Genomic DNA, 26,948 nt, shown 5'->3' with positions numbered 1-26,948 from the left:
TCCGCTGTCTTAAATGCGTATCCCAAATTAGGGAGGAATGAATAATGGCTGATTATTTAGTAATAGTAGAATCACCAGCAAAAGCAAAGACAATTGAGAAATATCTTGGAAAGAAATACAAAGTAAAAGCATCTATGGGACATATTCGTGATTTACCAAAAAGCCAGATGGGTGTCGATACAGAAAATAATTTTGAACCGCGTTACATTACAATTCGCGGGAAAGGCCCTATTTTAAAAGAATTGAAACAAGCAGCTAAGAAAGTGAAGAAAGTCTATCTCGCAGCCGATCCAGATCGCGAGGGTGAAGCAATTGCTTGGCACCTTGCGAATAGCTTAGGTTTAGACCAAACAGATGACCTTCGCGTTGTTTTCAATGAAATTACAAAAGATGCTGTAAAAGAATCATTTAAGCATCCGCGTAAAATTGATATGGATTTAGTAGACGCACAACAAGCACGCCGTATATTAGACCGTCTTGTTGGTTATAATATTAGCCCTATTCTATGGAAGAAAGTGAAAAAAGGACTTAGTGCAGGACGCGTACAATCCGTAGCTTTGAAATTAGTTATTGATCGTGAAAATGAGATTAAAGCCTTCATTCCAGAAGAATATTGGACGATTGATGGGAACTTTAAGAAAGGCAAGAAAGAGTTTCAAGCGAACTTTTACGGTACGAACGGCAAGAAGAAAAAGCTTTCCAATGTAGATGACGTGAAGGAAGTAATGTCAACGATTAAAGGTAAGCAGTTTGAAGTTATAGATGTTGTAAAGAAAGAACGTCTGCGTAATCCAGCAGCACCATTTACGACATCGTCACTACAACAAGAAGCCGCGCGTAAGTTAAATTTCCGCACACGTAAAACAATGATGTTAGCACAACAATTATATGAAGGTATTGCGCTAGGTCGACAAGGAACTGTTGGTTTAATTACCTATATGCGTACCGATTCTACACGTATTTCGGATACGGCAACACAAGAAGCGGCAACTTTTATCAATGAGAATTATGGAAAAGAGTTCGCACGCGCTAACAAACGTAATGATAAGAAGGCCAAAGGTGCACAAGATGCCCATGAAGCTATCCGTCCAACAAGTGCAATGCGTTCCCCACAAGAAGTGAAAGAATATCTTGGTCGTGATCAATTACGACTGTATCGCCTTATCTGGGAACGATTTATCGCAAGTCAAATGGCTCCAGCTGTTTTGGATACGATGCGAGTGGACCTAGATAACAATGGTGTCATGTTCCGCGCGAATGGTTCGAAAATTAAATTCGCTGGATTTATGAAAGTCTACGTTGAAAGTAACGATGACAATAAAGAGGAAAAAGAAAATATTCTACCAGACCTTAAAAAAGGTGATAAAGTAGAGTCACAATCCCTAGAACAGCGCCAACATTTCACACAGCCACCACCACGTTTTACAGAGGCGCGATTAGTTAAGACGCTTGAGGAAATTGGTATTGGGAGACCTTCTACGTATTCACCAACCTTAGATACGATTCAAAGAAGAAACTATGTGTCACTAGACAATAAACGTTTTGTACCAACTGAACTAGGTGAAATCGTGCATGAACTTATTCGCGATTATTTCCCTGAGATTTTAGATGTGCAATTTACAGCAAATATGGAAGCAGAACTTGATGAAGTAGAACATGGCGATATGCAATGGGTTAAAGTCATCGATCAGTTCTATCAAGGCTTTGAAAAGAATGTAGAGCGCGCAGATAAAGAAATGGAAAAAATCGAGATTAAAGATGAGCCAGCAGGGATTGATTGTGATCTTTGTGGTGCGCCTATGGTATTTAAAATGGGGAAATACGGCAAGTTCTTAGCTTGTAGTCGATTCCCGGATTGCCGTAATACGAAGCCAATTGTGAAAGAAATTGGTGTGACATGTCCGAAATGTAACGAAGGGCAGGTAATTGAACGTAAGAGCAAGAAGAAACGGATATTCTATGGATGTGATCGTTATCCAGCTTGTGATTATGTTTCTTGGGACAAACCAATTGCGCGTCCATGTCCGAAGTGTAATGAAAAAGCACTTGTTGAGAAGAAACTGAAAAAAGGTGTGCAGATTCAATGTACACATTGTGATTATAAAGAAGAACCACAACAATAGGAATAAGAACAATGGCAATAGCGGGATTTCCTATGCGTTGCTATTGTTCTGAACAGGGGGATATAATGGAAAAGAAAGTTAATGTAATCGGCGCTGGACTTGCTGGAAGTGAGGCAGCATGGCAACTTGCTAAACGTGGAATTAAAGTAGATTTATATGAAATGCGCCCAGTAAAGCAAACACCCGCACATCATACCGATAAATTTGCAGAGCTAGTATGCAGTAACTCGTTGCGTGCAAATGGGATGACAAACGCGGTTGGTGTTATTAAAGAAGAAATGCGTTTGCTAGATTCGATTATTATCGAAGCAGCAGATAAAGCTTCTGTCCCAGCTGGAGGTGCCTTAGCCGTTGACCGTCACGAATTTTCTGGGTATGTTACAGAGAAAGTTAAAGGGCATCCAAATGTAACGGTACATCACGAGGAAATTACAGAGATACCTGAGGGGCCAACGATTATAGCTACAGGACCGCTAACAAGTGAAGCCTTAGCTGGGAAAATCAAAGAACTAACAGGTGAAGAATATCTTTATTTCTACGATGCTGCTGCACCAATTATTGAGCAAGATAGTATTGATATGGATAAAGTATATTTGAAATCAAGATATGATAAAGGAGAAGCGGCTTATCTGAACTGTCCAATGACAGAAGAAGAGTTTAATGCTTTTCATGAAGCGTTAGTAACAGCGGAAACAGCAGAATTAAAAGAATTTGAAAAAGAAATCTTTTTTGAAGGTTGTATGCCAATTGAAGTTATGGCAAAACGTGGTATTAAGACTATGCTTTTCGGACCGATGAAACCTGTTGGCTTAGAAGATCCCAAAACTGGTAAACGTCCATATGCTGTTTTGCAATTACGTCAAGATGATGCTGCGGGTACATTGTATAATATGGTTGGCTTCCAAACGCATTTAAAATGGGGCGATCAAAAACGTGTATTCCAAATGATTCCTGGATTAGAAAACGCAGAGATTGTTCGTTATGGCGTGATGCACCGGAATACTTTTATTAATTCACCGAAAGTATTATTGCCAACATACCAATTAAAAGAACGTCAAGATTTATTCTTTGCTGGACAAATGACAGGGGTCGAAGGTTATGTGGAATCAGCGGCAAGTGGATTAGCTGCAGGAATTAATGCTGCACGTCTTGTTTTAGGCGAACCATTAGTTGTATTCCCACCAGAAACTGCAATCGGTAGTATGGCGTACTATATTACGAATACAAACACGAAAACATTCCAACCAATGAACGTGAATTTTGGTTTGTTCCCAGATTTACCGCAACGCATTCGCGGTAAGCAAGAAAGAAATGAACAACATGCCAATCGCGCCATTGAAGCGGTAAAAGAAGTACTCCCTACTTTATAAAAATCGAAAATACGGCTTTATGTGTGACATGAAGTCGTATTATCACGTGTTTTGTACTATGAGGTACGGTAAGTAGTGATAGAATCTGAACAAACTGAAAAATTAACTATTTGTGGAAATCGCTTAGGCTTAACGTTTGCTCGTTTAATTTACACTTTCCAGGTTCAATTCGAAAGGTTGCGAAAAATGTATAAAATTATTGCAACATCACACCATGTGTGTTACGATTGACTTGTTTGAGAGGTGTATAAATGTGATGACAGGGCGAAATTGGGAGCAAGAGTTTAGCAATTATTTAAGCACTGAGCGCAATTATTCAGAACATACTAATATTAACTATCTTCACGATATTCAAGACTTTCATCAATTTATGGTAGAAGAGGCTATTGCACAATTTGCGGACGTGGCATATGCTGATGTGAGATTGTATTTGACATATTTACGCAAAAAGGAATTTGCTCGCACAACTGTAGCTAGGAAAATTTCAAGTTTGCGCAGTTTTTATGCCTTTTTATTGCGAGAAGGAGTTATGACAGAGAATCCTTTTGCGTCAGTATCGCATACGAAGAAGCAGTTGCGCTTACCAAAGTTTTTTTATTCACAAGAAATGGAAGCTTTGTTTGGTGTTGTATATGATAATAATGACCCGCTAACCTTACGTGATCGAGCTTTGCTGGAAATACTGTATGCGACTGGGATTCGTGTGAGCGAGTGCGCTGGTATTTTGTTGCCCGATATTGATCAGACCTATCAAGCCATTTTAATTAGGGGAAAAGGGAACAAGGAGAGATACGTTCCATTTGGGGCTTTTGCGTTGGACGCTGTGAATGATTATACAATCGGTAGTCGTGATGTGCTGATGGAGCATCATCAAAAAGAGCATAACTATTTATTGGTAAATCATTACGGGGATCCGCTAACTCCAAGAGGCATTCGTTATTGTTTAAGCAAGGTCATTGAAAAGGCCGCGCTGACGCGAAAAATTCATCCGCACATGTTACGTCATACGTTTGCGACGGATTTGCTAAATAATGGTGCTGACATGCGGACAGTTCAAGAGTTATTGGGACATGCGAGTCTTTCTTCCACACAAATTTATACACATGTAACGAAAGAACATTTGAAGGATACGTATATGAAACATCATCCAAGAGCTTAATTTTTAAGAATGGAGGCGTGTGTAAATGACAACGATATTTGCGATTCGTCATAATGGGAATTCTGCGATGGCAGGTGATGGCCAAGTGACACTAGGCAATTCTGTCGTGATGAAACATACTGCGAAAAAAGTAAGACGCCTTTTTCATGATAAAGTAGTGGCAGGATTTGCGGGTTCGGTAGCAGATGCTTTTACGCTATTTGAGAAATTTGAAGGCAAATTAAATGAGTATAACGGAAATCTAGAGCGCGCAGCAGTCGAACTTGCGAAACAATGGCGCAGTGACAATGTGTTGCGCAAGCTAGAAGCGATGCTTATCGTGATGAACGATGAGAAGTTGTTGCTAGTATCAGGAACTGGCGAGGTTATTGAACCGGACGATGGCATTTTAGCAATAGGTTCTGGTGGTAATTATGCGCTTGCAGCTGGTCGGGCGATGAAACGATTTAACGGTGATCAGCTAGAGGCAAAGGATATTGCTAAGAATGCGCTGGACATTGCATCAGAAATCTGCGTATTTACGAATGACAACATTATCGTAGAACAATTGTAAAGGAGTGGATCGATTTGTCAAATGTGAATTTAACACCACGCCAAATCGTTGAAAAACTAGATCAATACATCATCGGGCAAACTGGTGCTAAGAAATCGGTAGCTGTTGCGTTAAGAAATCGATATCGCCGTTCATTGATGGCGGATGATATACGCGACGAAGTAATTCCTAAGAATATTTTGATGATTGGACCAACGGGTGTCGGGAAAACTGAAATCGCTCGTCGTATTGCCAAAATTGTTCGCGCACCATTTTCCAAAGTAGAAGCAACGAAATTTACGGAAGTCGGCTATGTTGGACGTGATGTAGAATCGATGGTACGTGATTTAGTGGAAGTGTCTGTTCGGCTTGTAAAAGAAGAAAAGATGCAACTCGTTCGTGTGAAAGCAGAAGAAAATGCGGAGAAGCGTCTTGTGAAGTTGCTTGCGCCGAGTAAGAAAAAGCAGAAACAAACATCGCAAAACCCGTTAGAAATGCTATTTGGCGGTGGAAATCAACAGCAAGAAGAAGAGACAGAGCCAGAAGATGATACAGTGCGTTCTAAACGTAGCCAAATCGAATGGCAATTAAAAAACGGGGATTTAGATAATGATTATGTCACCGTTGAAGTCAAAGAACAACAAAGCCCAATGGCTGATATGTTCCGAGGTACTGGGATGGATCAGATGGGTGGAATGCAAGATGCGTTTTCAGGTTTGTTCCCAGCTAAAACGAAGAAGCGTAAAGTGACAGTGAAAGAAGCACGGAAAGTATTGTTCGAAGATGAAGCATCGAAATTAATCGATCAAGATGAAGTGTCGTCAGAAGCTATTTTGCGCGCAGAACAAATGGGAATTATCTTTATTGATGAAATAGACAAAATTGCAAGTGGTGGACAAGGCGGGGGAAATGCCCAAGTTTCGCGTGAAGGTGTCCAACGAGACATTTTGCCGATTGTAGAAGGTTCACAAATTGCAACAAAATACGGAACTGTAAATACGGAATATATTTTATTCATTGCGGCGGGCGCTTTTCATATGTCTAAGCCGTCGGATCTTATTCCTGAATTACAAGGTCGTTTTCCAATTCGGATTGAGTTAGATAAGTTATCCCAAGAAGATTTCGTTAAGATATTGACGGAGCCGGATAATGCGCTAATTAAACAATATAAAGCATTACTGAAGACAGAAGATATTGAACTTATTTTTACGAAGGAAGCCGTGGAGCGATTAGCTGAGATTGCTTTTCATGTCAACCAAGAGACGGACAATATCGGTGCCAGAAGATTGCATACTATCTTGGAGAAGCTACTGGAAGATTTGCTTTTTGAAGCGCCTGAGATTACACTTGAATCAGTCACTGTAACAGAAAGTTATGTGAATGATAAATTAGCTACAATTATGAAGGATAAAGATTTAACGCAATTCATATTATAAAAATTTTTAGGAGGACTAATAATGAATTTATTAGCAAAAACAAGAAAAATTAATGCCATGTTACAAAACGCAGCAGGTAAAACGGTTAACTTTAAAGAAATGGCAGATACGTTAGCCGATGTTATCGAAGCAAATACGTATGTAGTAAGCCGTAAAGGAAAGCTGTTAGGTTATTCCGAAGTGTTGCCAATCGAAAACGCGCGTATGAAACAAATGTTAGTAGAGCGCCAATTCCCTGAGGAGTACACAAATAGCCTATTTAATGTCAATGAAACATCTTCAAACTTAGAAGTTTCTAGCCAATACACAGCGTTCCCAATCGAAAATAGCGATTTGTTCGTGAAAGGCTTAACTACAATCGTTCCTATCGTAGGTGGTGGCGAGCGTCTTGGTACATTGATTCTTTCTCGTTTAGAAAATGATTTCACGGATGACGATTTGTTGCTTGCTGAATACGGCGGAACAGTTGTTGGTATGGAAATCTTGCATGAAAAAGCAGAAGAAATCGAAGAAGAAGCTCGTAGCCGTGCGGTTGTTCAAATGGCAATCAGCTCGTTATCTTATAGTGAATTAGAAGCAATTGAGCACATTTTCGATGAGCTAAATGGCAAAGAAGGTTTGCTAGTAGCTTCAAAAATTGCTGACCGTGTAGGTATTACGCGTTCTGTAATCGTTAATGCATTGCGTAAACTAGAAAGTGCTGGCGTTATTGATTCTCGTTCGCTAGGTATGAAAGGGACATTCATTCGTGTCTTGAATGATAAATTCCTAGTAGAATTAGAAAAACTAAAAAATCATTAATGAAAGAATAGAACTTCCACGATTATTATCATTGTGGAAGTTTTTTTATCGTGGTAGAATGAATGGCAGGAGGGATGATTGTGAAGTATCACGAGTCGACGATTGTCGTGCGGTATGCAGAGACAGATCAGATGGGCATTGTGTATCATGCGAATTATTTAGTTTGGATGGAGATTGGCCGTACCGAGTTTTTAGAGAGTATTGGGTTGCGGTATTTTGATATGGAGCAAGAGGGCTATATTTCGCCAGTCTTGGATGTGCATCTTTCTTATAAGCAGGCGATGAAATACGGGCAGACTGCGGTTGTGAAAACGTGGATTAAGTCGTATGATGGTTTTCGGGTTGTGTATGGTTATGAAATTAGGCAGCAGGACGGCGAACAATTACATATAACTGGCGAAACAGAGCATATCGCGGTGCGTAAAGACGATTTCAAACCGGTAAGTATGCGCCGGACATTCCCAAAATGGCATGAAGCGTATTTAGAAGCAATGAAGTAGGTGAGAAAATGGCTTTTGGTGTCAAACGAGCAGAATTAGAAGCATGGAAAAAACGAGCGGACAGTGGCGAAATTGCTTTTTTGACGCATTACTGGCTAGATAATCGTTTTCCGGATTCAAAAACGGTGACAAAGGCGGCTAGCGCGGATATCGAGAAGTTAAAGGCATGGGGCGCGTCGTATGGTTTTAAGCCAGAGTGGATTGATAGCCGTCACAATGGGTATCCTCACTATGATTTGTTTGGAGAAATACAACGAACCGTATTAAAAAAAGAAGGCATATGGGATCAAATAGAGCGATTTCATTTGGATGGTGACGAGACGATGTTAAAATTAGAAAATGATGCATTATTAGTAGAATTAAAAGAAGATGGCGCGGAGTTAACGCGTATTTTCGATAAGAACTCGCAAAAAGAATTTTTATGGCATGGCGATGGTGAGTATTGGGCAAGACGCGCACCGGTCTTATTTCCAACGGTTGGCCGATTAGTGGAGGATACGTATTTCGTAGACGGCGAGGCTTTTCATTTAGGACAGCACGGATTTGCACGGGATCGTGTTTTTCAAGTGGTAAAACAAAGCGATGAGGCGATCACGTTGCGACTAGAATATGACGAAGAATCCTTAGCGATTTACCCGTTCCGTTTTGCATTAGAAATCGCATACCGATTAGATGGTGGCACGATTCATGTAGGGTACCATGTCGAGAATTTAGACGACAAGACGATGTACTTCTCTATCGGCGCGCATCCAGCGTTTAACGTGCCATTTGTTGCTGGTGAAACGTTTGAGGACTATTACCTTGATTTTGGCGCGGAGGAGCAATTGGATTCGCTAACGCTTGCTGGTGCTTATTTATCTGGTGAGAAGAAGGAAATCGGAAAAACGAAGAAATTACCGCTTAATTACGAGCTATTCGGAAATGACGCGCTTATTTTTGAAGGACTTACAAAAAATGAAGTAACAATCCGTTCTCGCAAAAACCGTCATTTTGTTAAAGTAGCGTTTCCAGATTTCAAATTTGTCGGTTTATGGACGCCAAAACCAGGCACGCCGTTCTTATGTATTGAACCGTGGTTCGGTATTGCTGATACGCAAGGCCCGTCTGTTGAGCTAAAAGACAAGCAGGCGATTGAAACGCTTGCTATTGGCGCCGCATTTAATAGTGAATACACGATTACTATCGGTTAATCCAAAGAAAAGACTTGGCACTCATTCGGGCGCCAAGCCTTTTTTACATCCATGTTATTTTAGGTTCTTCGCCTTTTTTGATGCGTTTAATGTTTGGAATATGGCGATAAATAATAAATGCGGCGATGGCTGCTATGATGCCAACTAATATCCAATCAAACGAGAAAATTGAAATAATCAAAGCGCTAGTTGCTGCGATCATCGAGCTTAGCGACACGAATTTGCTTAACTTGAGTGAAATGACAAAAATCAGGAGCGCGGCTACAAATAACCACGGGGCGTACGCTAGAATCACACCCGCCGAAGTGGCAACGGCTTTCCCACCTTTAAAGCGAGCAAATATCGGAAAACTATGCCCAATTATCGCAAAAACCCCAGTGAGCAACCAAAAATGATGACTTACATCAAGTTGGAAGAAAAACGGCAAGAGCGTAGCGACCGTTCCTTTTAAAATATCCATCACGGTGACAACGATGCCAGGCTTGACACCAAGCACGCGGAAAGAGTTCGTCGCACCTAAGTTGCCGCTACCAAAATCACGAATGTCTTTCTTATAAAAAATCTTTCCAATCCATAACCCTGAAGGAATTGAACCGAGAATGTAAGCTATAACGCAAAGTAAAATAATCATTTCCATGTGTACGAAACCCCTTTTAAATTCGAACTATGTATCTTCGGCAATTATAACACAAAAAGAGATGAGATAATACTACGCTTCTCCTAATTTTATAGACTTTTTTACAAATATGGCGTAAAATAAATTGTTGGAAAGGTTTTTCTTATTATCCGAAATATTAGAAAATAACACAAAAGAAAAGAGGTTTTCAGATGAGAGTAGGTATTGCTGGTTTGCAATGGATGATTTTCATGATTGCGGCTGCGATTGTGGCGCCGATTGCCATTGCGGATTTATACCAGTTAAGTGCGGCAGATACGGCAGGCTTTATGCAGCGCACGATTTTTGTATTAGGTATTGCAGGGCTATTGCAAGGACTTCTTGGGCACAGGTTGCCAATTCATGAAGGTCCGGCTGGCTTGTGGTGGAGCGTTTTTACCATTTACGCAGGATTTATTGGTGTGCTTTATACATCGAATATTGAGGCGTTACAGGCGTTGTCTGGCGGCTTGCTTGTCAGTGGTGTATTTTTCATTATTTTAGCTGTCAGCGGCTTTATCGGCGTTCTCGCTAAATTATTCACGCCAACTGTCACCTTTGTGTATTTGATGTTACTCGTTTTACAACTTAGCGGCTCCTTTATTAAGGGCATGTTCGGAATCTCTGCGGATCATGCAAAAATGGATCCTTGGATGGCATTGTTAAGCGCGATTGTCATTATTGCCACATTTGCCTTTGGTCGCTCCAAAATAATGTGGTTACGACAATATTCGGTTATTTTTAGTTTGATATTAGGCTGGGGCTTGTTTTTAGTTGCTGGAAAAGCACCGCATGTCAGCGAGGCACATTCGTGGTTTGATATGCCTAAATTATTTGCTTTTGGTCCACCGACATTTGATTCAGGCGTGATTACAACCGCGATTTTCATTACGCTACTTCTGATTACGAATTTAGTCGCATCTGTCCGGTTGATGGAAACGATTGTGGCGGGAAATAAACCGAGTGATTCAAGCAGGTATAAACGCGGCGGACTTATCTCTGGTGTAAACCAACTACTTGGCGGCGGATTTTCAGCGATTGGTTCGGTACCGATTTCTGGTGCGGCTGGCTTTGTTTCGCAAACGGGACAAAAATCGATTAAACCGTTCTTAATTGGCTGTTTGCTGGTCATTGGCATAACACTTTTCCCTCCGATTATGAACGTTATGAGCGCGTTACCAGCTCCTGTAGGCTATGCGGTAACTTTCGTACTTTTCTCAAATATGGTCGTTATGGCTTTAAAAGAATTAAAAAACATTACGAGCGGAGAAGACAATGCATATCTTGTTATCGGTATTTCACTGATGGTAGGTGTTGGCGTGATGTTCTTATCTCCAACGGCAACACAAGGTTTGCCAGCTGCAGTCATTGCGGTGTTAAATAACGGACTTATCGTAGGCAGTGTTTTTGCGATTATTTTAGAACAGTTTTTCTTGTTTCGGGAAAAAGTAACGAAATAAGTGGAACGTGAAGTTATAGCTTGCTATTTCCTAGGTTTATCCGCTATGATAGGCGTAATAGGAGGGGATTTCGATGGCGATATTGAATCCTGAAAGAGCGGAAATTCATCAGATTTTGAACAAAGCGAAACGGATTGCGGTTGTTGGGCTCAGTGATAACCCAGAACGGACGTCCTATCAAATATCGGAACGCATGCAGCAAGAAGGTTACACGATTATTCCGGTGAATCCTAATGTAGATGAAGTTTTAGGTGAAAAAGCAGTGGCGAGCCTTGCGGACATTGAAGGTCATGTGGATATTGTAGACATTTTTCGGAGGTCGGAATTTTTGCCGGCGCTTGCAGAAGAATTTGATGCCATAGACGCAGATGTCTTTTGGGCGCAGTCTGGAATTTCGGATGAAACGGCGTATGATTTTTTGAAAGAAAGAGGACATACGGTCATTATGGATCGCTGTATTATGGTGGAGTATTTGCTTTCTGGTAAGGGATAGTGGTAGACTAGATAAATAGTTGCGAGCGGAAGCCTCTTGTTGATAGAGGCTTTTGACTTGTCTAAAATTTTTGGTGATGGGGCTTTATTATTTTGTTGGATAGTGCTATTCTGATAAGGTAGTGGCTAAGCACATGTGTTTGGTTAGCTTGTAGATATGGGTAAACAGCAAGATAAAGCATAAAACGGAAGGAGAAAAAAAGATGAGTCGTTCAAAAAATGAATATAATGATGATTCGATTCAGGTACTCGAGGGGCTCGAAGCTGTTCGTAAACGTCCTGCGATGTACATCGGTTCAACGGATGCGCGCGGATTGCATCATTTAGTATATGAAATCGTGGATAATTCTGTAGATGAGGCGTTAGCTGGCTACGGAAAGAAAATTAAAGTAGTATTGCATGCCGATGAAAGTGTCAGTGTATCGGATGAAGGTCGTGGGATGCCGGTTGGAATGCATAAAACAGGAAAACCGACTGTAGAAGTTATTCTAACGGTGCTGCATGCTGGCGGTAAGTTCGGTCAAGGCGGTTACAAAACAAGTGGAGGCTTGCACGGCGTAGGTTCTTCGGTTGTTAATGCGCTGTCTGAATGGTTAAAAGTGACGATTCACCGCGATGGTTTTACATACGAGATGGATTTTGCAAATGGCGGTAAACCAGTTGGCACGTTACGCAAGCTTGGTAAAACTAACAAAAGAGGAACGACGATTCGTTTTAAACCTGATAAAGCGATTTTTTCTATGACTTCGTATAATTATGAGACGTTATCAGAACGACTACGCGAATCAGCATTCTTGCTAAAAGGCATGGATATTGAGTTAGTAGATGAGCGTATCGGGATGGAAGAGAAGTTTCATTTTGAAGACGGCGTGAAGAACTTCGTGGAATACATTAACGAGGGCAAAGACGTTTTGCATCCTGTTGTTTCGTTTGAAGGCGAAAGCAATACGATTGAAATTGAGATGGCTTTCCAATTTAATGACGCTTACGCGGAAAACATTTTGAGCTTCGTTAATAATGTTCGGACAAAAGGCGCTGGCTCGCACGAAGCTGGGATGAAAGCGGCGATGACACGGGTGTTCAATGAGTATGCGCGTCGTGTCGGTGTTTTAAAAGAGAAGGACAAGAACCTAGAAGGTAGCGATATTCGCGAAGGTTTGGCAGCTGTTTTGTCAATTCGAATTCCGGAAAACTTGCTACAATTTGAAGGGCAAACGAAGGAAAAACTCGGGACGCAAGAAGCTCGCCCAGCGGTTGATGCGGTCGTAGCGGAACATCTTGGTTATTTTCTGGCGGAAAACCCGGAAGCTGGGGCTTTGTTGCTCAAAAAAGCGGTGAAGGCACGTGAAGCGCGTGAGGCTGCCAGAAAAGCGCGTGAGGAAACGCGAAACGGGAAGAAACGCAAACGTTCTGAAACATCGCTTTCTGGTAAATTAACGCCAGCACAATCGCGCAACCCGCAAAAAAATGAATTGTATCTTGTCGAAGGTGACTCTGCCGGCGGTTCGGCAAAACAAGGACGTGATCGCCGTTTCCAAGCGATTTTACCGTTGCGTGGTAAGGTTATTAATACCGAAAAAGCGAAGTTGCAAGATATTATGAAGAATGAAGAGATTAGTACGATTATTCATACGGTCGGTGCTGGTGTTGGCGCTGAATTTGAAGTGGATGATTGTAATTATGATAAAGTCGTGATTATGACCGATGCCGATACGGATGGTGCGCATATTCAAGTGTTGCTGTTGACGTTCTTTTATCGTTATATGCGACCGCTTGTGGAAGCTGGAAAAGTATACATCGCCTTGCCGCCGCTTTATAAAGTAAGTAAAGGTGCTGGTAAAAAAGAAGTGATGGCCTATGCTTGGACGGATGACGAGTTGGATGCTGCTATCAAGAAAATTGGTAAAGGCTATATCATTCAGCGTTACAAAGGGCTTGGTGAAATGAACGCTGACCAGCTTTGGGACACAACGATGAATCCAGAGTCACGAACGCTGATACGTGTACGGATTGATGATCTCGCGCGCGCTGAGCGTCGTGTGGCGACATTGATGGGTGACAAAGTAGAGCCAAGACGTGACTGGATTGAGAAAAATGTCGAGTTTACGCTGGAAGAAGACCAAAGCATTTTAGAAAATGAAAACATGATTATTGAGGAGGCAGGCGAATGAGTTCTCCAGATGAAAAAATTCAAGATTTAGCATTAGAAGAAGTGCTGGGCGATCGATTTGGCCGCTACAGTAAATATATTATTCAAGAACGGGCATTGCCGGACGCGCGCGATGGTTTGAAGCCAGTACAGCGACGGATTTTATTTGCGATGCATGTGGAAGGCAATACGGCGGAAAAAGGTTTCCGTAAGTCGGCGAAAACAGTCGGTAATGTTATTGGTAACTACCACCCGCACGGGGATTCTTCGGTGTATGAGGCGATGGTACGGATGAGTCAAGATTGGAAAGTCCGCAATACGTTGATTGAAATGCACGGAAATAACGGGAGTGTGGACGGTGATCCGCCTGCTGCGATGCGTTATACGGAAGCACGGATTTCGAAAATTTCGGCGGAACTATTACGCGATTTGGATAAGGAAACGGTAGACTTTGTTCCGAACTTTGATGATACGACGAGTGAGCCGACGGTATTGCCGAGTCGTTTTCCGAATTTGTTGGTGAATGGTTCCACGGGGATTTCAGCAGGGTATGCGACGGATATTCCACCGCATAATTTGACGGAAGTTATTGACGGCGTATTGAAGCGACTAGACAACCCGAACTGTACCACGAGCGATATTATGAAATATATTAAAGGCCCAGATTTTCCAACGGGTGGTATTATTCAAGGTATCGACGGGATTCAAAAAGCATACGAAACCGGAAAAGGCCGCGTTGTCGTTCGTTCGAAGACGGCGATTGAAGATATGCGCGGAGGACGCCAGCAAATCGTTATTACGGAAATTCCATATGAAATCAATAAAGCAACACTTGTGAAGCGAATGGATGACTTGCGAATCGATAAAAAAATCGAAGGCATTTCAGAAGTGCGTGACGAGACGGATCGTACTGGATTGCGCATTGTTATCGAACTTAAAAAAGATGCGAATGCTGACGGCGTACTGAACTACCTTTTCAAAAATACCGATTTGCAAATTTCCTATAATTTTAATATGGTGGCAATTTTTAATAAACGTCCGCAGTTGATGGGTGTTATCTCGATGTTGGACGCCTACATTGCGCATCAAAAAGAAATTATTACGAGACGTTCGGAATACGATATTAGACGTGCTAAGTCGCGCCAACACATCATTGACGGTTTGATGAAAGCTTTGTCCATTTTAGATGAAGTCATTCGTATTATTCGTGGTTCTAAAGATAAGCGAGATGCGAAGTTAAATTTACAAACGAACTACGATTTCAGCGAAAAGCAGGCAGAGGCCATTGTTTCCTTGCAATTGTATCGCTTAACAAATACCGATATTACGCAATTACAACAAGAAGCAGAAGAATTGGCGAAATTAATCGCTGAATTGGAAGCTATTTTAGGTGATGAAGCGAACCTGGTTCAATGTTTGAAAGAAGAGCTACAAGGCATCAAGAAAGCTTACAAAACACCGCGCTTGACGAGCATTGAAAATGAAATTACCGAAATTAAAATTGATACAGAGGTGTTGGTAGCCAGCGAAGAAGTCGTTGTTTCCGTGACGAAAGAAGGCTATGTGAAACGCACCGGTATGCGTTCTTACGCAGCTTCTAACGGTGAAGATTTGTCGATGAAAGAAACCGATCATGCGATTTTTGTGCAGTCAATGAACACAATGGATGCGCTACTCTTATTTACAAGTAAAGGGAATTATATTTATCGTCCAGTGCATGAGTTGCCAGACATTAAGTGGAAGAGCCTAGGCGAGCACATTAGCCACCTTGTCACGGATGCTTCTGGTGACGAAGATGTCATCGCTGCAATCCCGATGAAAACATTCAACGAAACCGATAACTTCCTCTTCACAACAAAAAATGGCATGATAAAAGCGTCCGCGGTACTGAATTACCAGCCGCAACGTTATTCGAAAACATTGATGGCAATCAACTTAAAAGGAGACGATACACTTCTTTCTGTTTCTGTCATTAACGGTACAGAAGATGTCTTCTTGGCGAGTCATAATGGCTATGGTTTGCGTTACGCGGTTAACGAAGTCCCTGTTTCAGGCGCCCGTACAGCAGGTGTGAAGGCAATGAACCTTAAAGCAGGAGACTTTGTAGCTGGAGCTGTTGTTATCGCGCCAGACGAGAAGAAAGACCTTGTCCTAATCACGCAACGCGGTTCAGCAAAACGAATGAAATTATCCGAATTCGAACCAATTTCGCGCGCTAAGCGTGGTTTACTGATGTTACGCGAACTTAAAAATAGCCCGCATCGCTTTATTAGTTTAGATTTAGCTGATAATAGCGACATCATTCATATTGCTACAAACAAAGAAGTCGTAGTAGATCTGAATGTTGCGAACTTGCGCGTGACCGATCGTTATTCCAATGGCTCGTTCATCATGGATGAGCAATTAGAAGGCGTTCCAGTAGAAACATGGTTATCACTAGCGCCAGTAGCCGATAATACGGTAGAATAATAACAAGCAACGATTCCTAGTATGGACGTAAAAGCCTATCCTAGGAATCGTTATTTTAAAAAGAAGGGATTGTTTGTACTATGTCTGAAAAAATGAACGTAGAAAGCTTCAATCTAGATCATACAAAAGTAAAAGCCCCGTATGTCCGCCTTGCTGGTCAAAAAACAGGAGAACATGGCGACGAAATTTATAAATACGATGTGCGCTTTATGCAACCCAATAAAGAGCACATGGAAATGCCAGCTTTGCACTCGTTAGAGCATTTGATGGCAGAATTATCGCGTAACCATTCGGATAAGATTGTTGATATCAGCCCAATGGGATGCCAAACTGGTTTTTATATGTCATTGATTAACCATACGGATTATGACGATGTGCTAACAATTTTGGAAAAAACATTGCTTGATGTGTTGGCAGCCAAAGAAGTTCCTGCATGTAATGAAGTACAGTGCGGCTGGGCGGCAAGCCATAGTTTAGAAGGTGCACAAGAATTAGCACGTAACTTCTTAGCTAAAAAACAAGAATGGCCACAAGTTTTTGGAGAATAGCCTGTAAAAACATTTACAGTTTAGCGGGAATGTGTTAGATTGTATATATATACACAACGATGAAGGTCACTGAAGCTGTGGCCTTCTTTTCCTTTTTATGGTGAAAGCGGAAACACCTAGAGTAGACAAGAAGTTTATGGAAAGGTGGAAGTAAAATGCACAAAATTCCAATTATGCATCAAAATGAAATGGATTTTAAGCTGAGGCGCTTTAACGAGGCTGTAAATAAATTGCAAGGATTACCAAAGAAGAAAGAAAAGCAGAACGTAGATGGCAAGCAAACTGCGAAGTATAGCGTGATTGAACCATTTGAAATAGCTTGTGAAAAAGAAGTGAAGCAACAAGAAATTATTGATCACGGTTTGCGCCACCATTTAAAAGGACGTATACATGTAGAAAAAGAGTTATGGATTATCGCTTCTATCAAAAACCTAATGGATTATGGCTATTTGAAAGTGGAGGAGTAGTTTTTAGGAGAGGAATTTAGTTTTATGGAATTAGAGCGTATTTGTCGATTATTGCAACAGCGTGGGGAGCAGATTATCGTTACTAAAAATGGGATTGAAACGTACCACGAAAGCGATGAAGACTATTATCGATTAGAGCGTGAACGATTGTCTAAAAGCGAACAGTGGCATTATTTTTATGTTCGCAGTAAGAAGGCGAAATTATTGGAAAGAGAGCACTTAGCGACATTTTCCGATGAGCGTGAAGGGGCGCGGACCTTTTATCTATGGACAATGCGTAGTCATTATCGGCAGAAATATGTGCATAAAATTAGAGCATATTTGCGTGATACGGACTTTGACATGAGCCCAGATGTTGCAACGGTTGAACGAGCGTTAGGTCTTTTTTTGCGATTGCATATACCGAAGCATTTGTATAGTTTTGAAAATGAACAGAAGCCCGATTCTATTAATTTGGAGACGGATTGGGATTCGGGGCGTAGCTTTTATATTGATTTGAAGGGCAGACGACACCGAGAAACGCTAGTTCGTCCGAAAAGTATTGCGATTAGTATCGCTTTTGATCGTGTGTTGATGTTGTATTTGTTTTATCAAGAACAAGATGCGCTGTTTCAATCTAAGGAAATTCGAACGCTTTTTAACGAAGAGGAGCGACTAGTTTTTTTATAATCAAAAAGGAGTTTGGCGTGATTACCAAACTCCTCTTTCTTATTTATTCGCCATCTTATGCGTTAGTAGGTTTACGTACGCTGCGACGCCTTTTTTCGTTAAATGGACACCGTCGCGGCCGAAATATTCTGGATGATCAACAGCAAGGCTATACCAATCTACACGTGTCACATTATCGTATTCTGCGTCAATTTTCTTGATGGATTCGTTAACTTCTGATTCCCATTGACGAGGAACGCGTGTGTTGACGAGATAGATGCTTGCTTTATCAAACATTTGAACGAGTTCTTCCATTTTCTTCAGTGCGAACGGGCCGTTTGTTCCGAGTTCGATAATTACCGCATTGCCATTTGCGTTGTAGCTTTCGTATTGGGTTGCGGTATTTAGCGCATCGACCATTTGGCGACCAACGAGGCCATCAATTGCGATGTTTGGAACGGCTTTTTCTAGTACAGGCTGGATGTCAATCATCAATGAATCGCCGATAGCAACGGTTTTGGCATATTTAATCTGATCTGGTGTCGTTGCTGCGACTTCTTTCTTAGGTGGTGCTGTTGCTTTCTTCTTTGTTGTATCTGTGTCTGGTGGCGCTTCTTTCTTCGGTGTTTCTTTCTTTGGCGTAGCTGCTGGTGTTTCAGCTTTCGCGACTGTTTTGACACTCGTTTTCTGCGTACCTTCTGCATTTGATTTCACTGGAATTAAGTTACTCATACCTAATGCGAAAAATCCTAAAACAAGAACGAGGCTTGCGGTCAACGCCCATTTTCCAATCGGATAGCCACGCCAGTGCAATAGATTTTGGAATCGAAAAGATTTGATGTAAGCGATAAAACCATTTTTTCGAATCGGTGTTTCTACAAAACGATAAGACAGCTCGGCGATGATGAATGTTGCGGCTACTTGTAGGGCTGCGCGCATCAAATTCGGTGTGCCGACTTCTGTAATCGGTGTCGTTAAAGTAATAATCGGATAGTGCCACAAATAAATGCCGTACGATCGCGTCCCAATCCAGCGCAACGGTTTAAAACTAAACAATTTGCTCAAATAAGAAGCAGGGTGGGCAATCGTCGCAATCATCACAATCGCATTTATTGCTATTAGGAACATACCACCACGATATAAAAAGGAATCATATTCATTCAAATTAACAACGCAAAACAAGAAAATCAAGACACTCACGGTGCCGGCGATGTTTACTGTTAATTTGCCTTTTAGCGGGATGTTTGGCGAAAGTCTTGTAAACGGCCAGACAAAAGCTAGCGCTCCACCAAGTAACAAGCCGAATGCTCGTGTATCTGTGCCATAATAAACACGACTTGGATCGCCGTCTGGTGAATAAAGAATTGCCATCCATACTGCTGAAAGAATTGCTGCGATAATAATGATTCGCAAAATCGCTTTTGGTTTTTTTATAAATTTCAAGGCTCCGAATAAGAACAAGGGCCAGATTAGATAAAATTGTTCCTCAATGGCTAGTGACCATAGATTTTTCAGTGGTGAGGCCATTCCGAATGAATCGAAGTAAGAGACGTTGTGGAATATGAACCACCAGTTGCTTACGTAAAGAAACGAAGCTGTGGCGTCCCCTCGTAGTGTCGCGAGTAACGGTCGATTAAAAATGACTGCAAAAACGACCACGACTACAATCATCAAGTAAACTGCTGGAATCAAGCGCCTAAAACGCCCAATCCAAAATTTCTTTAAATCAATACGTTCGTTATTTTCCCATTCCGTTAATAAAATGTTCGTAATTAAATAACCAGATAAAACAAAAAAGATGTCAACTCCTAGGAAACCACCAGAAGCCCATCCGAAACTTAGGTGGTACGCGATAACGGCAATAACTGCCAATGCTCGAAGTCCGTCTATGCTCGGTACGTATTTTCTTTTATGTCGAGCGGATCTCTCCATGCAATCTCTCCTAACTGCAAATCTATATGGAAAGAATGTTTCCCATCGCTTGCTAAAATCCGTAGTGGGGCAAAATGATATCACTAACTCCCCAGTTATATTTTCGTCAACCAATGTGTCCTACTACATACCCTATAATAACACATCAACGCTTGACTGTAATTCAATAGGGGGCAAAAAAATCGCTTTTTTAAAAATTTGAGACAATGGTCATATCTATGTATAATAAAGAATGAAATATGACGTATATGACGAGGTGAAGACAATGACAGAAATATTTGCCCATCGAGGCAGTAAAGGGACGCATCCAGAAAATACAATGCCAGCTTTTCTAGAGGCAGTAAGGGTTGGTGCTGATGGTATTGAACTCGATGTACAGCTATCTAAAGACGGAGTTCCGGTGGTCATTCATGATGATAAAGTCAACCGTACAACCAATGGCTCAGGATTAGTATGTGAACTAACGCTAAAAGAACTAAAGAAATTGGACGCTCATCAAGGTTATCGTAAACGTTTTGCGGCTTTATTTAAGAAAACAAAGATTCCAACTTTACAAGAAGTCCTTCAAACGCTAAATAAGTACCCGTTGATTTTAAATATTGAATTAAAGACAGATACTTACGATTATCCTGGAATTGAAGAGAAAGTGTTAGAATTATGCCGAAAAAACACGGGCAACCTGACCTTTTTATTTTGTTCGTTTAATGTAGAAACGCTTAAAAGGCTGCGGGAATTAGATTCGGAGATTAAACTTTCTGCGATTACGGGCCTGGAATTTGAAGAAGCGTTAGCGCAAAAGGATAGTCTGCGATTAGACAGTATTAACCCACCGTTCAAAATTCGTAATATCGATGACTTTGCAGATGTCCCGACAAGGTGTTGGACGGCGAATCAAGACAAGCAAATCGAAGCGCTTTTTGATGAAAATGTGCTTGGTTTTATGACGGATTTTCCAGAGAAGGCAGTGGAACTCCGAAAAAAAAGAAACAAATAGCTTTACTTTTGCCAAAGTGATGTACTATAATTGGTTACAAGTTAATAATAATTATTGTCTGAGATACGGAGAGACTACAAATAGCGAGCGCAATCGCTTGTTTTGTAGTCTCTCTTTTTTGTGCTCGGTTTCAATTCGGGCTGAAAGTGGAAAACAGATAGTAATAGTTTAGAACATTGAAGGGGGAAACGAGAATGGTACAATTATTTTCAGCTTTTGACAGAGAGACAATTCAAACGAAGATGACGGAGGAAACATTTGATTTAGTCATCGTCGGTGGAGGGATTACAGGCGCGGGGATCGCATTAGATGCTGTATCACGCGGCATGAGTGTAGCCCTTATTGAAATGCAAGATTTTGCGGCAGGAACTTCAAGCCGTTCCACAAAATTAGTGCACGGTGGTTTGCGTTACTTACAACAATTCGAAATTAAAGAAGTTGCAGATTTAGGGAAAGAGCGTGCCATCGTTTATGAAAATGGTCCACACGTTACGACACCAGAATGGATGATGCTACCGTTTCACAAAGGCGGCAACATGGGGAAACTAAGCGCTTCGTTCGGAATTCGACTTTACGATTACTTAGCAGGCGTGAAAAAAGATGAACGTCGCCAAATTTTATCAGCAAAAGAAACATTAGCTAAAAACCCGTTCGTCAAAAAAGAAGGCTTGAAAGGATCGGGTTATTACGTGGAATACCGTACAGATGACGCCCGTCTAACGATAGAAGTGATGAAAAAAGCCGTCGAATTAGGCGCGAAAGTTATCAATTACACCAAAGCAGAGAATTTCCTTTATGATAATAAAAAACATGTGACAGGCGTTGTAGCGCGCAATTTGATTACAGGTAAAGTTTTTGATATTAAAGGTAGTCGTGTGATTAATGCGGCGGGACCTTGGGTTGACCGTGTTCGGAAAATGGATTATACGACTAATAACAAGCACCTTCGCTTAACGAAAGGAATTCACCTTGTCATTGATAAATCGAAATTCCCGATGGAGCAGGCTGTTTATTTTGATACACCAGATGGTCGCATGGTATTTGCGATTCCGCGGGAGAAGAAAGTGTATGTCGGAACAACAGATACGGTATATGACGAAATGGTGATTAATCCAAAAGCGAACGAAGAAGACCATCAATACGTGATTAAAGCGATTAATTACATGTTCCCAGACGTGCATATTAGTGAAAATGACATCGAATCAAGCTGGGCTGGCGTGCGTCCGCTCATTTATGAAGAAGGAAAAGATCCATCTGAAATTTCCCGGAAAGATGAAGTCTGGTTCTCTGAAAGTGGCTTGATCACAATGGCTGGCGGGAAATTAACAGGTTACCGCAAGATGGCCGAGAAATTACTCGACGAAGTATCCAAATCACTTGCAAAAGAAACAGGTAAGAAATTCAAAACGGTACAAACACACCATTTACCAATCTCAGGTGGCGATGTCGGCGGTTCAGCTAATATCGACGCTTTCATTGAGAAGAAAGCGAAAGAAGGCAATAATCGCTTCGGTTGGACATTAGAAGAAGGTCGCGAATTAGCGAAACGTTACGGTTCTAATATCGATCTTGTTTTCACTTACGCGCAAGAACATAAAGAAAAAGGCACGTCCGAGTTGCCAAACAGCTTATACGCGCAGTTGCGTTATGCGATTTATCACGAATCCGTTGTACACCCAATCGACTTCTTATTACGTCGTACAGGATATTTGCTGTTTGATATGCCATATTTGCTAGAATGGAAAGAAGCCGTTGTCGCAGATATGAACGAGTTATTCCAATGGGATGATGAAACAAAAGCAAGACTTGTAACAGAATTACAAACACAAATTGACGATGCTCGTGAACCAGCAGACTGGCATTAAAAAATAAGTAGGCATGATATCCTAAACCTCCCTTTACAAATCTCTAATTTATGATACATTGGAGATATCGAAAGGGGAGGTTTTTTTGGATAAGATTCCAGTTATTGTTATCGTTGGTCCGACTGCGGTTGGGAAAACAGCGCTTAGCATTGATATGGCCAAGCAGTTTCACGGTGAAATCATAAGCGGTGACTCGATGCAAGTGTATAAAGGACTTGATATCGGCACAGCTAAAATAACCCCTGAAGAAATGGCTGGTGTCCCGCATTATTTAATCGATATTACCGAACCGAGTGAACCATATGACGCATCCATTTTTAAAAAGGAAACACATCGCCTCATTCGCGAAATTTGGCAATCTGGAAAAATTCCGTTTATCGTTGGGGGGACTGGTTTATATATTCAGTCGGTACTCTATGACTATACATTTGCTGAGGTGGAGGGTGACGTGGCTTATCGTGAAGCATTAGCGCAGAAACCTGGCGAGGAATTATTAGGAATGTTGCAAAAGGTTGATCCTGAAAGTGCGGAAAGGCTGCATGCGAACAATCCGAGACGCATTATTCGTGCGTTAGAGGTGCATCATTTTTCGGGTAAGAAGTTTTCGGAGTTGCAGAGTCAAGAAGAGCAGGCGAGCGAGTTTGCGCCGTTATTGATTGGACTGACACGCGAACGAGAACTTTTGTATGCGCGGATTGATTTACGTGTCGATATCATGATGGAGCAAGGGTTGTTAGAGGAAGCAAAAGCTTTATACGACACTGGTTTGCGCGATGTGCCGGCGGTGCGTGGTATCGGCTATAAAGAACTGTTTACATACTTTGATGGCAAGATGACGTTGGATGATGCGATTACGTTATTAAAACGCAATTCTAGGCGCTTTGCAAAACGGCAGTTAACGTGGTTTCGGAATCGGATGGATGTGCATTGGTTTGATGTTGATGAACCGGAAATAGAAAGCGTGATTACAAGCGAGATTAAGCAGTTTTTGACAGTGAATAAAGGGTTTTAACTATAACCAAAAAGGGTATTTGAGACTAGCATAGAAAAAAGAATCTTTTTTTAGGGAGTGCAATTTGTAGTTCTGCCGCATTTCGTTTAAAATAAAGATAACTGATAAAGATAGAGAATAGGAGAGATTCAATATGAAACAAGGTGGGCAAGGGTTACAAGATCATTACTTAAATCAATTGCGGAAAGAGAAAATTTTGGCAACAGTGTTTTTAACAAATGGTTTCCAGTTGCGTGGACGTGTTATTAGCTTTGATAACTTTACCGTGCTACTCGATGTGGATGGCAAGCAACAACTAGTGTTTAAACATGCGATATCAACATTCTCGCCGCAAAAAAATGTGGCATTGAAATCAGATGATGAATAAGTAATCAGAATAACGAAATGATTACCCAGCCGAATGTTTGTGTGTGCTATGTGCGCCATGGACATTCGGCTTTTCATGTGCTGGCTTTTATGCTACGATTAGGCATGAGGTCAAGAATAGAGGTGCGAACATCAAGCGATGGAAAGAGCGATTTTAGTAGGCTGTGAATTGCCAAAAGTAAGTGAGGAACATTTTTATTATTCGATGCTAGAACTGGGCAACTTGGCGAAGACGGCGCAGGCAGACGTAGTCGGGGAAGTAACGCAAAAACGAGAACGAATACATCCAGCGACATTTCTCGGTTCGGGAAAATTGATGGAGATTGCGGCATTTGTGGAAGAGATGGATGTCGATGTTGTTTTATTTAATAGTGAATTGAGTGCGACGCAAGTTCGGAATATCGCGAAAGTCATTGATGCGCGAATTTTGGATCGGACGCAGTTGATTTTAGATATTTTTGCGATGCGGGCCAAAACGCGAGAAGGAAAACTGCAAGTGGCTTTGGCGCAGTATCAGTATTTATTACCTCGACTTAGCGGCCAAGGGATTTCTTTGTCGCGGCTTGGTGGTGGGATTGGGACGCGTGGTCCTGGGGAAACGAAGCTTGAAATGGATAGGCGCCACATTAGACAAAAGATGGTAGACATTAAGAAGCAGCTGGATGTTGTTGTGAAACACCGAGAACGGATGACGGCGAGGCGAAATGATCAGGATATTTTCAGGTTCGGCTTGATTGGTTATACGAATGCTGGGAAATCGACGCTGTTCAATCGTTTGAGTGACGCGAAGACGCTGGAGGAGGATCAGTTGTTTGCGACGCTTGATCCGACTACGCGAAAACTAGGATTTACGCAAGGTTACACGGCGCTTTTGACGGATACGGTTGGTTTTATTCAGGATTTGCCGACGACGGTGGTGGCTGCATTTCGCTCGACGCTTGAGGAAACGGCGAATGTGGACGTATTGCTACATGTCGTGGATTGCTCGAATCCAGACTATGTACAGCATGAACAAACGGTTCTTGGACTTTTAGCGGAACTGGAGATGCAACATATTCCTATTTTGACAATCTATAACAAAGCGGACAAGCAGTTGCCTTATTTTATTCCAACGCAACCGAACTATGTCCAAATTAGTGCGCTAGAACCATCAAGCCAAGCCATTTTAAAAGAGCATATGTTATGGGAGATTAAACAGATTTGGCAACCGTACATTGTGACGATTCCGGTGAGTGACGGGCATGCGTTATATCAATACAAACAAAAAACGGTCGTCATTGAAGAAACGTTTGATGAAGAAACGGAAAGCTATCAATTAAAAGGGTATCAAGCACGAAAGGAAACGAGGAAATGACAACATTTTTAAATCAAATACCTGCGCCACTACAAGCATTAGCCAATCAAGTGGAAAAACAGATTTTGGCATTGCAACAAGAAACAGAGCAGATTGCACAAGAAAACCAATGGAAAGTCATGCAAGCTTTTCAGAAAAACAGAGTCAGTGATTTTCACTTTACGCCATCGACAGGTTATGGGTACGATGATGATGGCAGAGATACGTTAGAGCGCGTATATGCCGATGTTTTCAAAGCGGAGGCTGCGTTAGTTCGGCCGCAAATTATTTCTGGAACACACGCGATTGCGACGGCTTTATTCGGTGTTTTGCGACCTGGAGATGATTTGTTATATATAACAGGTGCGCCATATGACACGTTAGAAGAAATCGTTGGTGTGCGCGGTGCGGGCATAGGTTCATTGAAAGAATATCAGATTGGATATGACATGGTGCCGTTACTAGCAGATGGTGCAGTCGATTTAGAAACAATACGAACAAAAATAACCGCTAAAACAAAAATGATTGGCATTCAGCGCTCACGAGGATACGCAGACCGACCGTCGTTCACGATTGCGCAAATACAAGAAATGATTGCTTATGTGCGTCAAATAAAGCCGGATGTTATTGTTTTTGTAGATAATTGTTATGGCGAATTTGTCGAAATGACCGAACCGATTGAAGTTGGCGCTGACTTGATTGCAGGCTCTTTAATTAAAAACCCTGGCGGTGGCTTAGCGAAAACAGGTGGATATATTGCGGGGTGTAGTGACTTGGTAGAGCGCTGTGCGTACCGCTTAACGACACCAGGAATTGGAGCGGAAGCAGGCGCATCTTTGTACAGCTTATTAGAAATGTATCAAGGCTTTTTCTTAGCGCCGCACGTTGTTTCGCAAGCCATTAAAGGTGCACGGTTCACAGCTGGAATGTTGGCTGCATGTGCGATAGAAACTGATCCAGTTTGGGATGCGCCACGAACCGATCTTATTCAAAGCGTCTCTTTTCATGATCAAGAAAAAATGGTTGCTTTTGCCCAAGCGATTCAATCAGCATCTCCAATCAATGCACACGTAACTCCCGAAGGCGCCTACATGCCTGGCTATGAAAATGATGTCATTATGGCGGCAGGAACATTTATTCAGGGAGCTAGCTTAGAATTGACTGCTGATGGTCCAATTCGCGAACCATACCAATTATATGTCCAAGGTGGCCTGACATATGAACACGTAAAAATCGCTGTATTACAAGCAATGGCAAGCCTAATAAAACGCGGACTTTTACAATTACCGGTATAACATCTAGATGTAAAAAAGTTTGAAAAAAACAGTAAATTTATTTTTGCTGTTTTTTTGTTTGATAGGAAAAGCGTTGGTATGAAAGGTTTTATGAAGATGTTAGATTATCTAACATAAATTTGACAAAAGATATTACATACATTATAATGCAA

23 protein-coding genes and 1 pseudogene are annotated in these 26,948 nt (G+C 41.6%); 22 read left to right on the top strand and 2 right to left on the bottom strand.

Annotated elements, in window-relative coordinates; genetic code table 11:
- Positions 1–44 precede the first annotated feature (44 nt).
- From topA to EP57_RS07300, 9 genes and pseudogenes are all read left to right on the top strand, one after another.
- The gene (gene topA / locus EP57_RS07335) at positions 45–2,123 is read left to right on the top strand and encodes a type I DNA topoisomerase (RefSeq protein WP_036085525.1); all 2,079 of its coding nucleotides are present in this window, start codon (positions 45–47) and stop codon (positions 2,121–2,123) included.
- A 65-nt stretch (positions 2,124–2,188) separates the two neighbouring features.
- Positions 2,189–3,493, top strand: a complete 1,305-nt coding sequence (trmFO, locus tag EP57_RS07330; protein ID WP_036085524.1) for an FADH(2)-oxidizing methylenetetrahydrofolate--tRNA-(uracil(54)-C(5))-methyltransferase TrmFO — start codon at positions 2,189–2,191, stop codon at positions 3,491–3,493.
- Between the two features lie 256 nt (positions 3,494–3,749).
- Positions 3,750–4,652 (top strand): tyrosine recombinase XerC, encoded by a 903-nt coding sequence (gene xerC / locus EP57_RS07325; protein ID WP_036085523.1) that lies wholly within the window; start codon positions 3,750–3,752, stop codon positions 4,650–4,652.
- 25 nt (positions 4,653–4,677) lie between these two features.
- Positions 4,678–5,205 carry an HslVU peptidase proteolytic subunit gene (gene hslV / locus EP57_RS07320; RefSeq protein WP_036085522.1) on the top strand — a complete coding sequence of 176 codons (528 nt, stop codon included), beginning with the start codon at positions 4,678–4,680 and terminating at the stop codon, positions 5,203–5,205.
- A gap of 14 nt (positions 5,206–5,219) precedes the next feature.
- Positions 5,220–6,620 (top strand): ATP-dependent protease ATPase subunit HslU, encoded by a 1,401-nt coding sequence (gene hslU, locus EP57_RS07315; RefSeq protein ID WP_036085521.1) that lies wholly within the window; start codon positions 5,220–5,222, stop codon positions 6,618–6,620.
- A 21-nt stretch (positions 6,621–6,641) separates the two neighbouring features.
- Positions 6,642–7,421 carry a GTP-sensing pleiotropic transcriptional regulator CodY gene (codY, locus tag EP57_RS07310; protein WP_036077117.1) on the top strand — a complete coding sequence of 260 codons (780 nt, stop codon included), beginning with the start codon at positions 6,642–6,644 and terminating at the stop codon, positions 7,419–7,421.
- A gap of 80 nt (positions 7,422–7,501) precedes the next feature.
- Positions 7,502–7,921, top strand: coding sequence for an acyl-CoA thioesterase (locus EP57_RS07305; RefSeq protein WP_036085689.1), 420 nt, complete (start codon positions 7,502–7,504; stop codon positions 7,919–7,921).
- Between the two features lie 8 nt (positions 7,922–7,929).
- A pseudogene (locus EP57_RS17085) lies at positions 7,930–8,232 on the top strand (hypothetical protein); the annotation flags it as partial.
- A 12-nt stretch (positions 8,233–8,244) separates the two neighbouring features.
- Positions 8,245–9,111, top strand: coding sequence for an aldose 1-epimerase family protein (locus tag EP57_RS07300; RefSeq protein ID WP_036085687.1), 867 nt, complete (start codon positions 8,245–8,247; stop codon positions 9,109–9,111).
- Positions 9,112–9,154: 43 nt separating this feature from the next.
- Here the strand turns inward: EP57_RS07300 and plsY are convergent, their stop codons facing one another.
- Positions 9,155–9,748 carry a glycerol-3-phosphate 1-O-acyltransferase PlsY gene (gene plsY / locus EP57_RS07295; RefSeq protein ID WP_036085520.1) on the bottom strand — a complete coding sequence of 198 codons (594 nt, stop codon included), beginning with the start codon at positions 9,746–9,748 and terminating at the stop codon, positions 9,155–9,157.
- A 191-nt stretch (positions 9,749–9,939) separates the two neighbouring features.
- On the opposite strand from plsY, the gene EP57_RS07290 reads away from it, so the two are divergent.
- The 7 genes from EP57_RS07290 (at position 9,940) to EP57_RS07260 (ending at position 18,020) form a co-directional block, all read left to right on the top strand.
- Complete coding sequence (locus EP57_RS07290; RefSeq protein ID WP_036085518.1) at positions 9,940–11,226, top strand: purine/pyrimidine permease; 1,287 nt, start codon at positions 9,940–9,942, stop codon at positions 11,224–11,226.
- 73 nt (positions 11,227–11,299) lie between these two features.
- Complete coding sequence (locus tag EP57_RS07285; protein ID WP_036085517.1) at positions 11,300–11,719, top strand: CoA-binding protein; 420 nt, start codon at positions 11,300–11,302, stop codon at positions 11,717–11,719.
- A gap of 202 nt (positions 11,720–11,921) precedes the next feature.
- On the top strand, positions 11,922–13,889 hold the full coding sequence (gene parE, locus EP57_RS07280; RefSeq protein WP_036085516.1) for a DNA topoisomerase IV subunit B: 1,968 nt from the start codon (positions 11,922–11,924) through the stop codon (positions 13,887–13,889).
- Positions 13,886–16,336: a DNA topoisomerase IV subunit A gene (gene parC / locus EP57_RS07275; protein WP_036085515.1), complete on the top strand. Its 2,451-nt coding sequence runs from the start codon at positions 13,886–13,888 to the stop codon at positions 16,334–16,336. Before parE ends, parC begins: the two co-directional genes overlap by 4 nt.
- An 80-nt stretch (positions 16,337–16,416) precedes the next feature.
- Entirely contained in the window at positions 16,417–16,884 is a 468-nt protein-coding gene (locus EP57_RS07270) for an S-ribosylhomocysteine lyase (RefSeq protein WP_036085514.1), read from the top strand.
- 155 nt (positions 16,885–17,039) lie between these two features.
- Positions 17,040–17,351 carry a hypothetical protein gene (locus tag EP57_RS07265; RefSeq protein ID WP_036085513.1) on the top strand — a complete coding sequence of 104 codons (312 nt, stop codon included), beginning with the start codon at positions 17,040–17,042 and terminating at the stop codon, positions 17,349–17,351.
- Positions 17,352–17,375: 24 nt separating this feature from the next.
- Positions 17,376–18,020, top strand: coding sequence for a hypothetical protein (locus EP57_RS07260; protein WP_036085512.1), 645 nt, complete (start codon positions 17,376–17,378; stop codon positions 18,018–18,020).
- A 39-nt stretch (positions 18,021–18,059) separates the two neighbouring features.
- On the opposite strand, the gene EP57_RS07255 is transcribed toward EP57_RS07260, so the two are convergent.
- A complete protein-coding gene (locus EP57_RS07255; RefSeq protein WP_036085509.1) occupies positions 18,060–19,931 on the bottom strand; it encodes an acyltransferase family protein in 1,872 nt (623 codons plus the stop codon).
- A gap of 265 nt (positions 19,932–20,196) precedes the next feature.
- Between EP57_RS07255 and EP57_RS07250 the strand changes: the two genes are divergently transcribed.
- From EP57_RS07250 to EP57_RS07225, 6 genes are all read left to right on the top strand, one after another.
- The gene (locus EP57_RS07250; RefSeq protein WP_036085508.1) at positions 20,197–20,925 is read left to right on the top strand and encodes a glycerophosphodiester phosphodiesterase; all 729 of its coding nucleotides are present in this window, start codon (positions 20,197–20,199) and stop codon (positions 20,923–20,925) included.
- A 194-nt stretch (positions 20,926–21,119) separates the two neighbouring features.
- The gene (locus EP57_RS07245; RefSeq protein ID WP_036085507.1) at positions 21,120–22,790 is read left to right on the top strand and encodes a glycerol-3-phosphate dehydrogenase/oxidase; all 1,671 of its coding nucleotides are present in this window, start codon (positions 21,120–21,122) and stop codon (positions 22,788–22,790) included.
- An 85-nt stretch (positions 22,791–22,875) separates the two neighbouring features.
- Positions 22,876–23,802, top strand: coding sequence for a tRNA (adenosine(37)-N6)-dimethylallyltransferase MiaA (gene miaA, locus EP57_RS07240; protein ID WP_036085506.1), 927 nt, complete (start codon positions 22,876–22,878; stop codon positions 23,800–23,802).
- Between the two features lie 133 nt (positions 23,803–23,935).
- Entirely contained in the window at positions 23,936–24,169 is a 234-nt protein-coding gene (gene hfq / locus EP57_RS07235) for an RNA chaperone Hfq (protein WP_036064844.1), read from the top strand.
- A 138-nt stretch (positions 24,170–24,307) separates the two neighbouring features.
- A complete protein-coding gene (gene hflX / locus EP57_RS07230; RefSeq protein ID WP_036085505.1) occupies positions 24,308–25,522 on the top strand; it encodes a GTPase HflX in 1,215 nt (404 codons plus the stop codon).
- Positions 25,519–26,796 carry a methionine gamma-lyase family protein gene (locus EP57_RS07225; protein ID WP_036085504.1) on the top strand — a complete coding sequence of 426 codons (1,278 nt, stop codon included), beginning with the start codon at positions 25,519–25,521 and terminating at the stop codon, positions 26,794–26,796. The genes hflX and EP57_RS07225 overlap by 4 nt, the downstream gene beginning before the upstream one ends.
- Positions 26,797–26,948: the final 152 nt, after the last annotated feature.

The sequence above is a fragment of the Listeria booriae genome, from assembly GCF_000766865.1.
In the GTDB taxonomy this organism is placed as follows: domain Bacteria; phylum Bacillota; class Bacilli; order Lactobacillales; family Listeriaceae; genus Listeria_A; species Listeria_A booriae.
The sequence above is the reverse complement of the archived record's forward strand: the minus strand, read 5'-3'. Positions and strand labels throughout refer to the sequence as shown.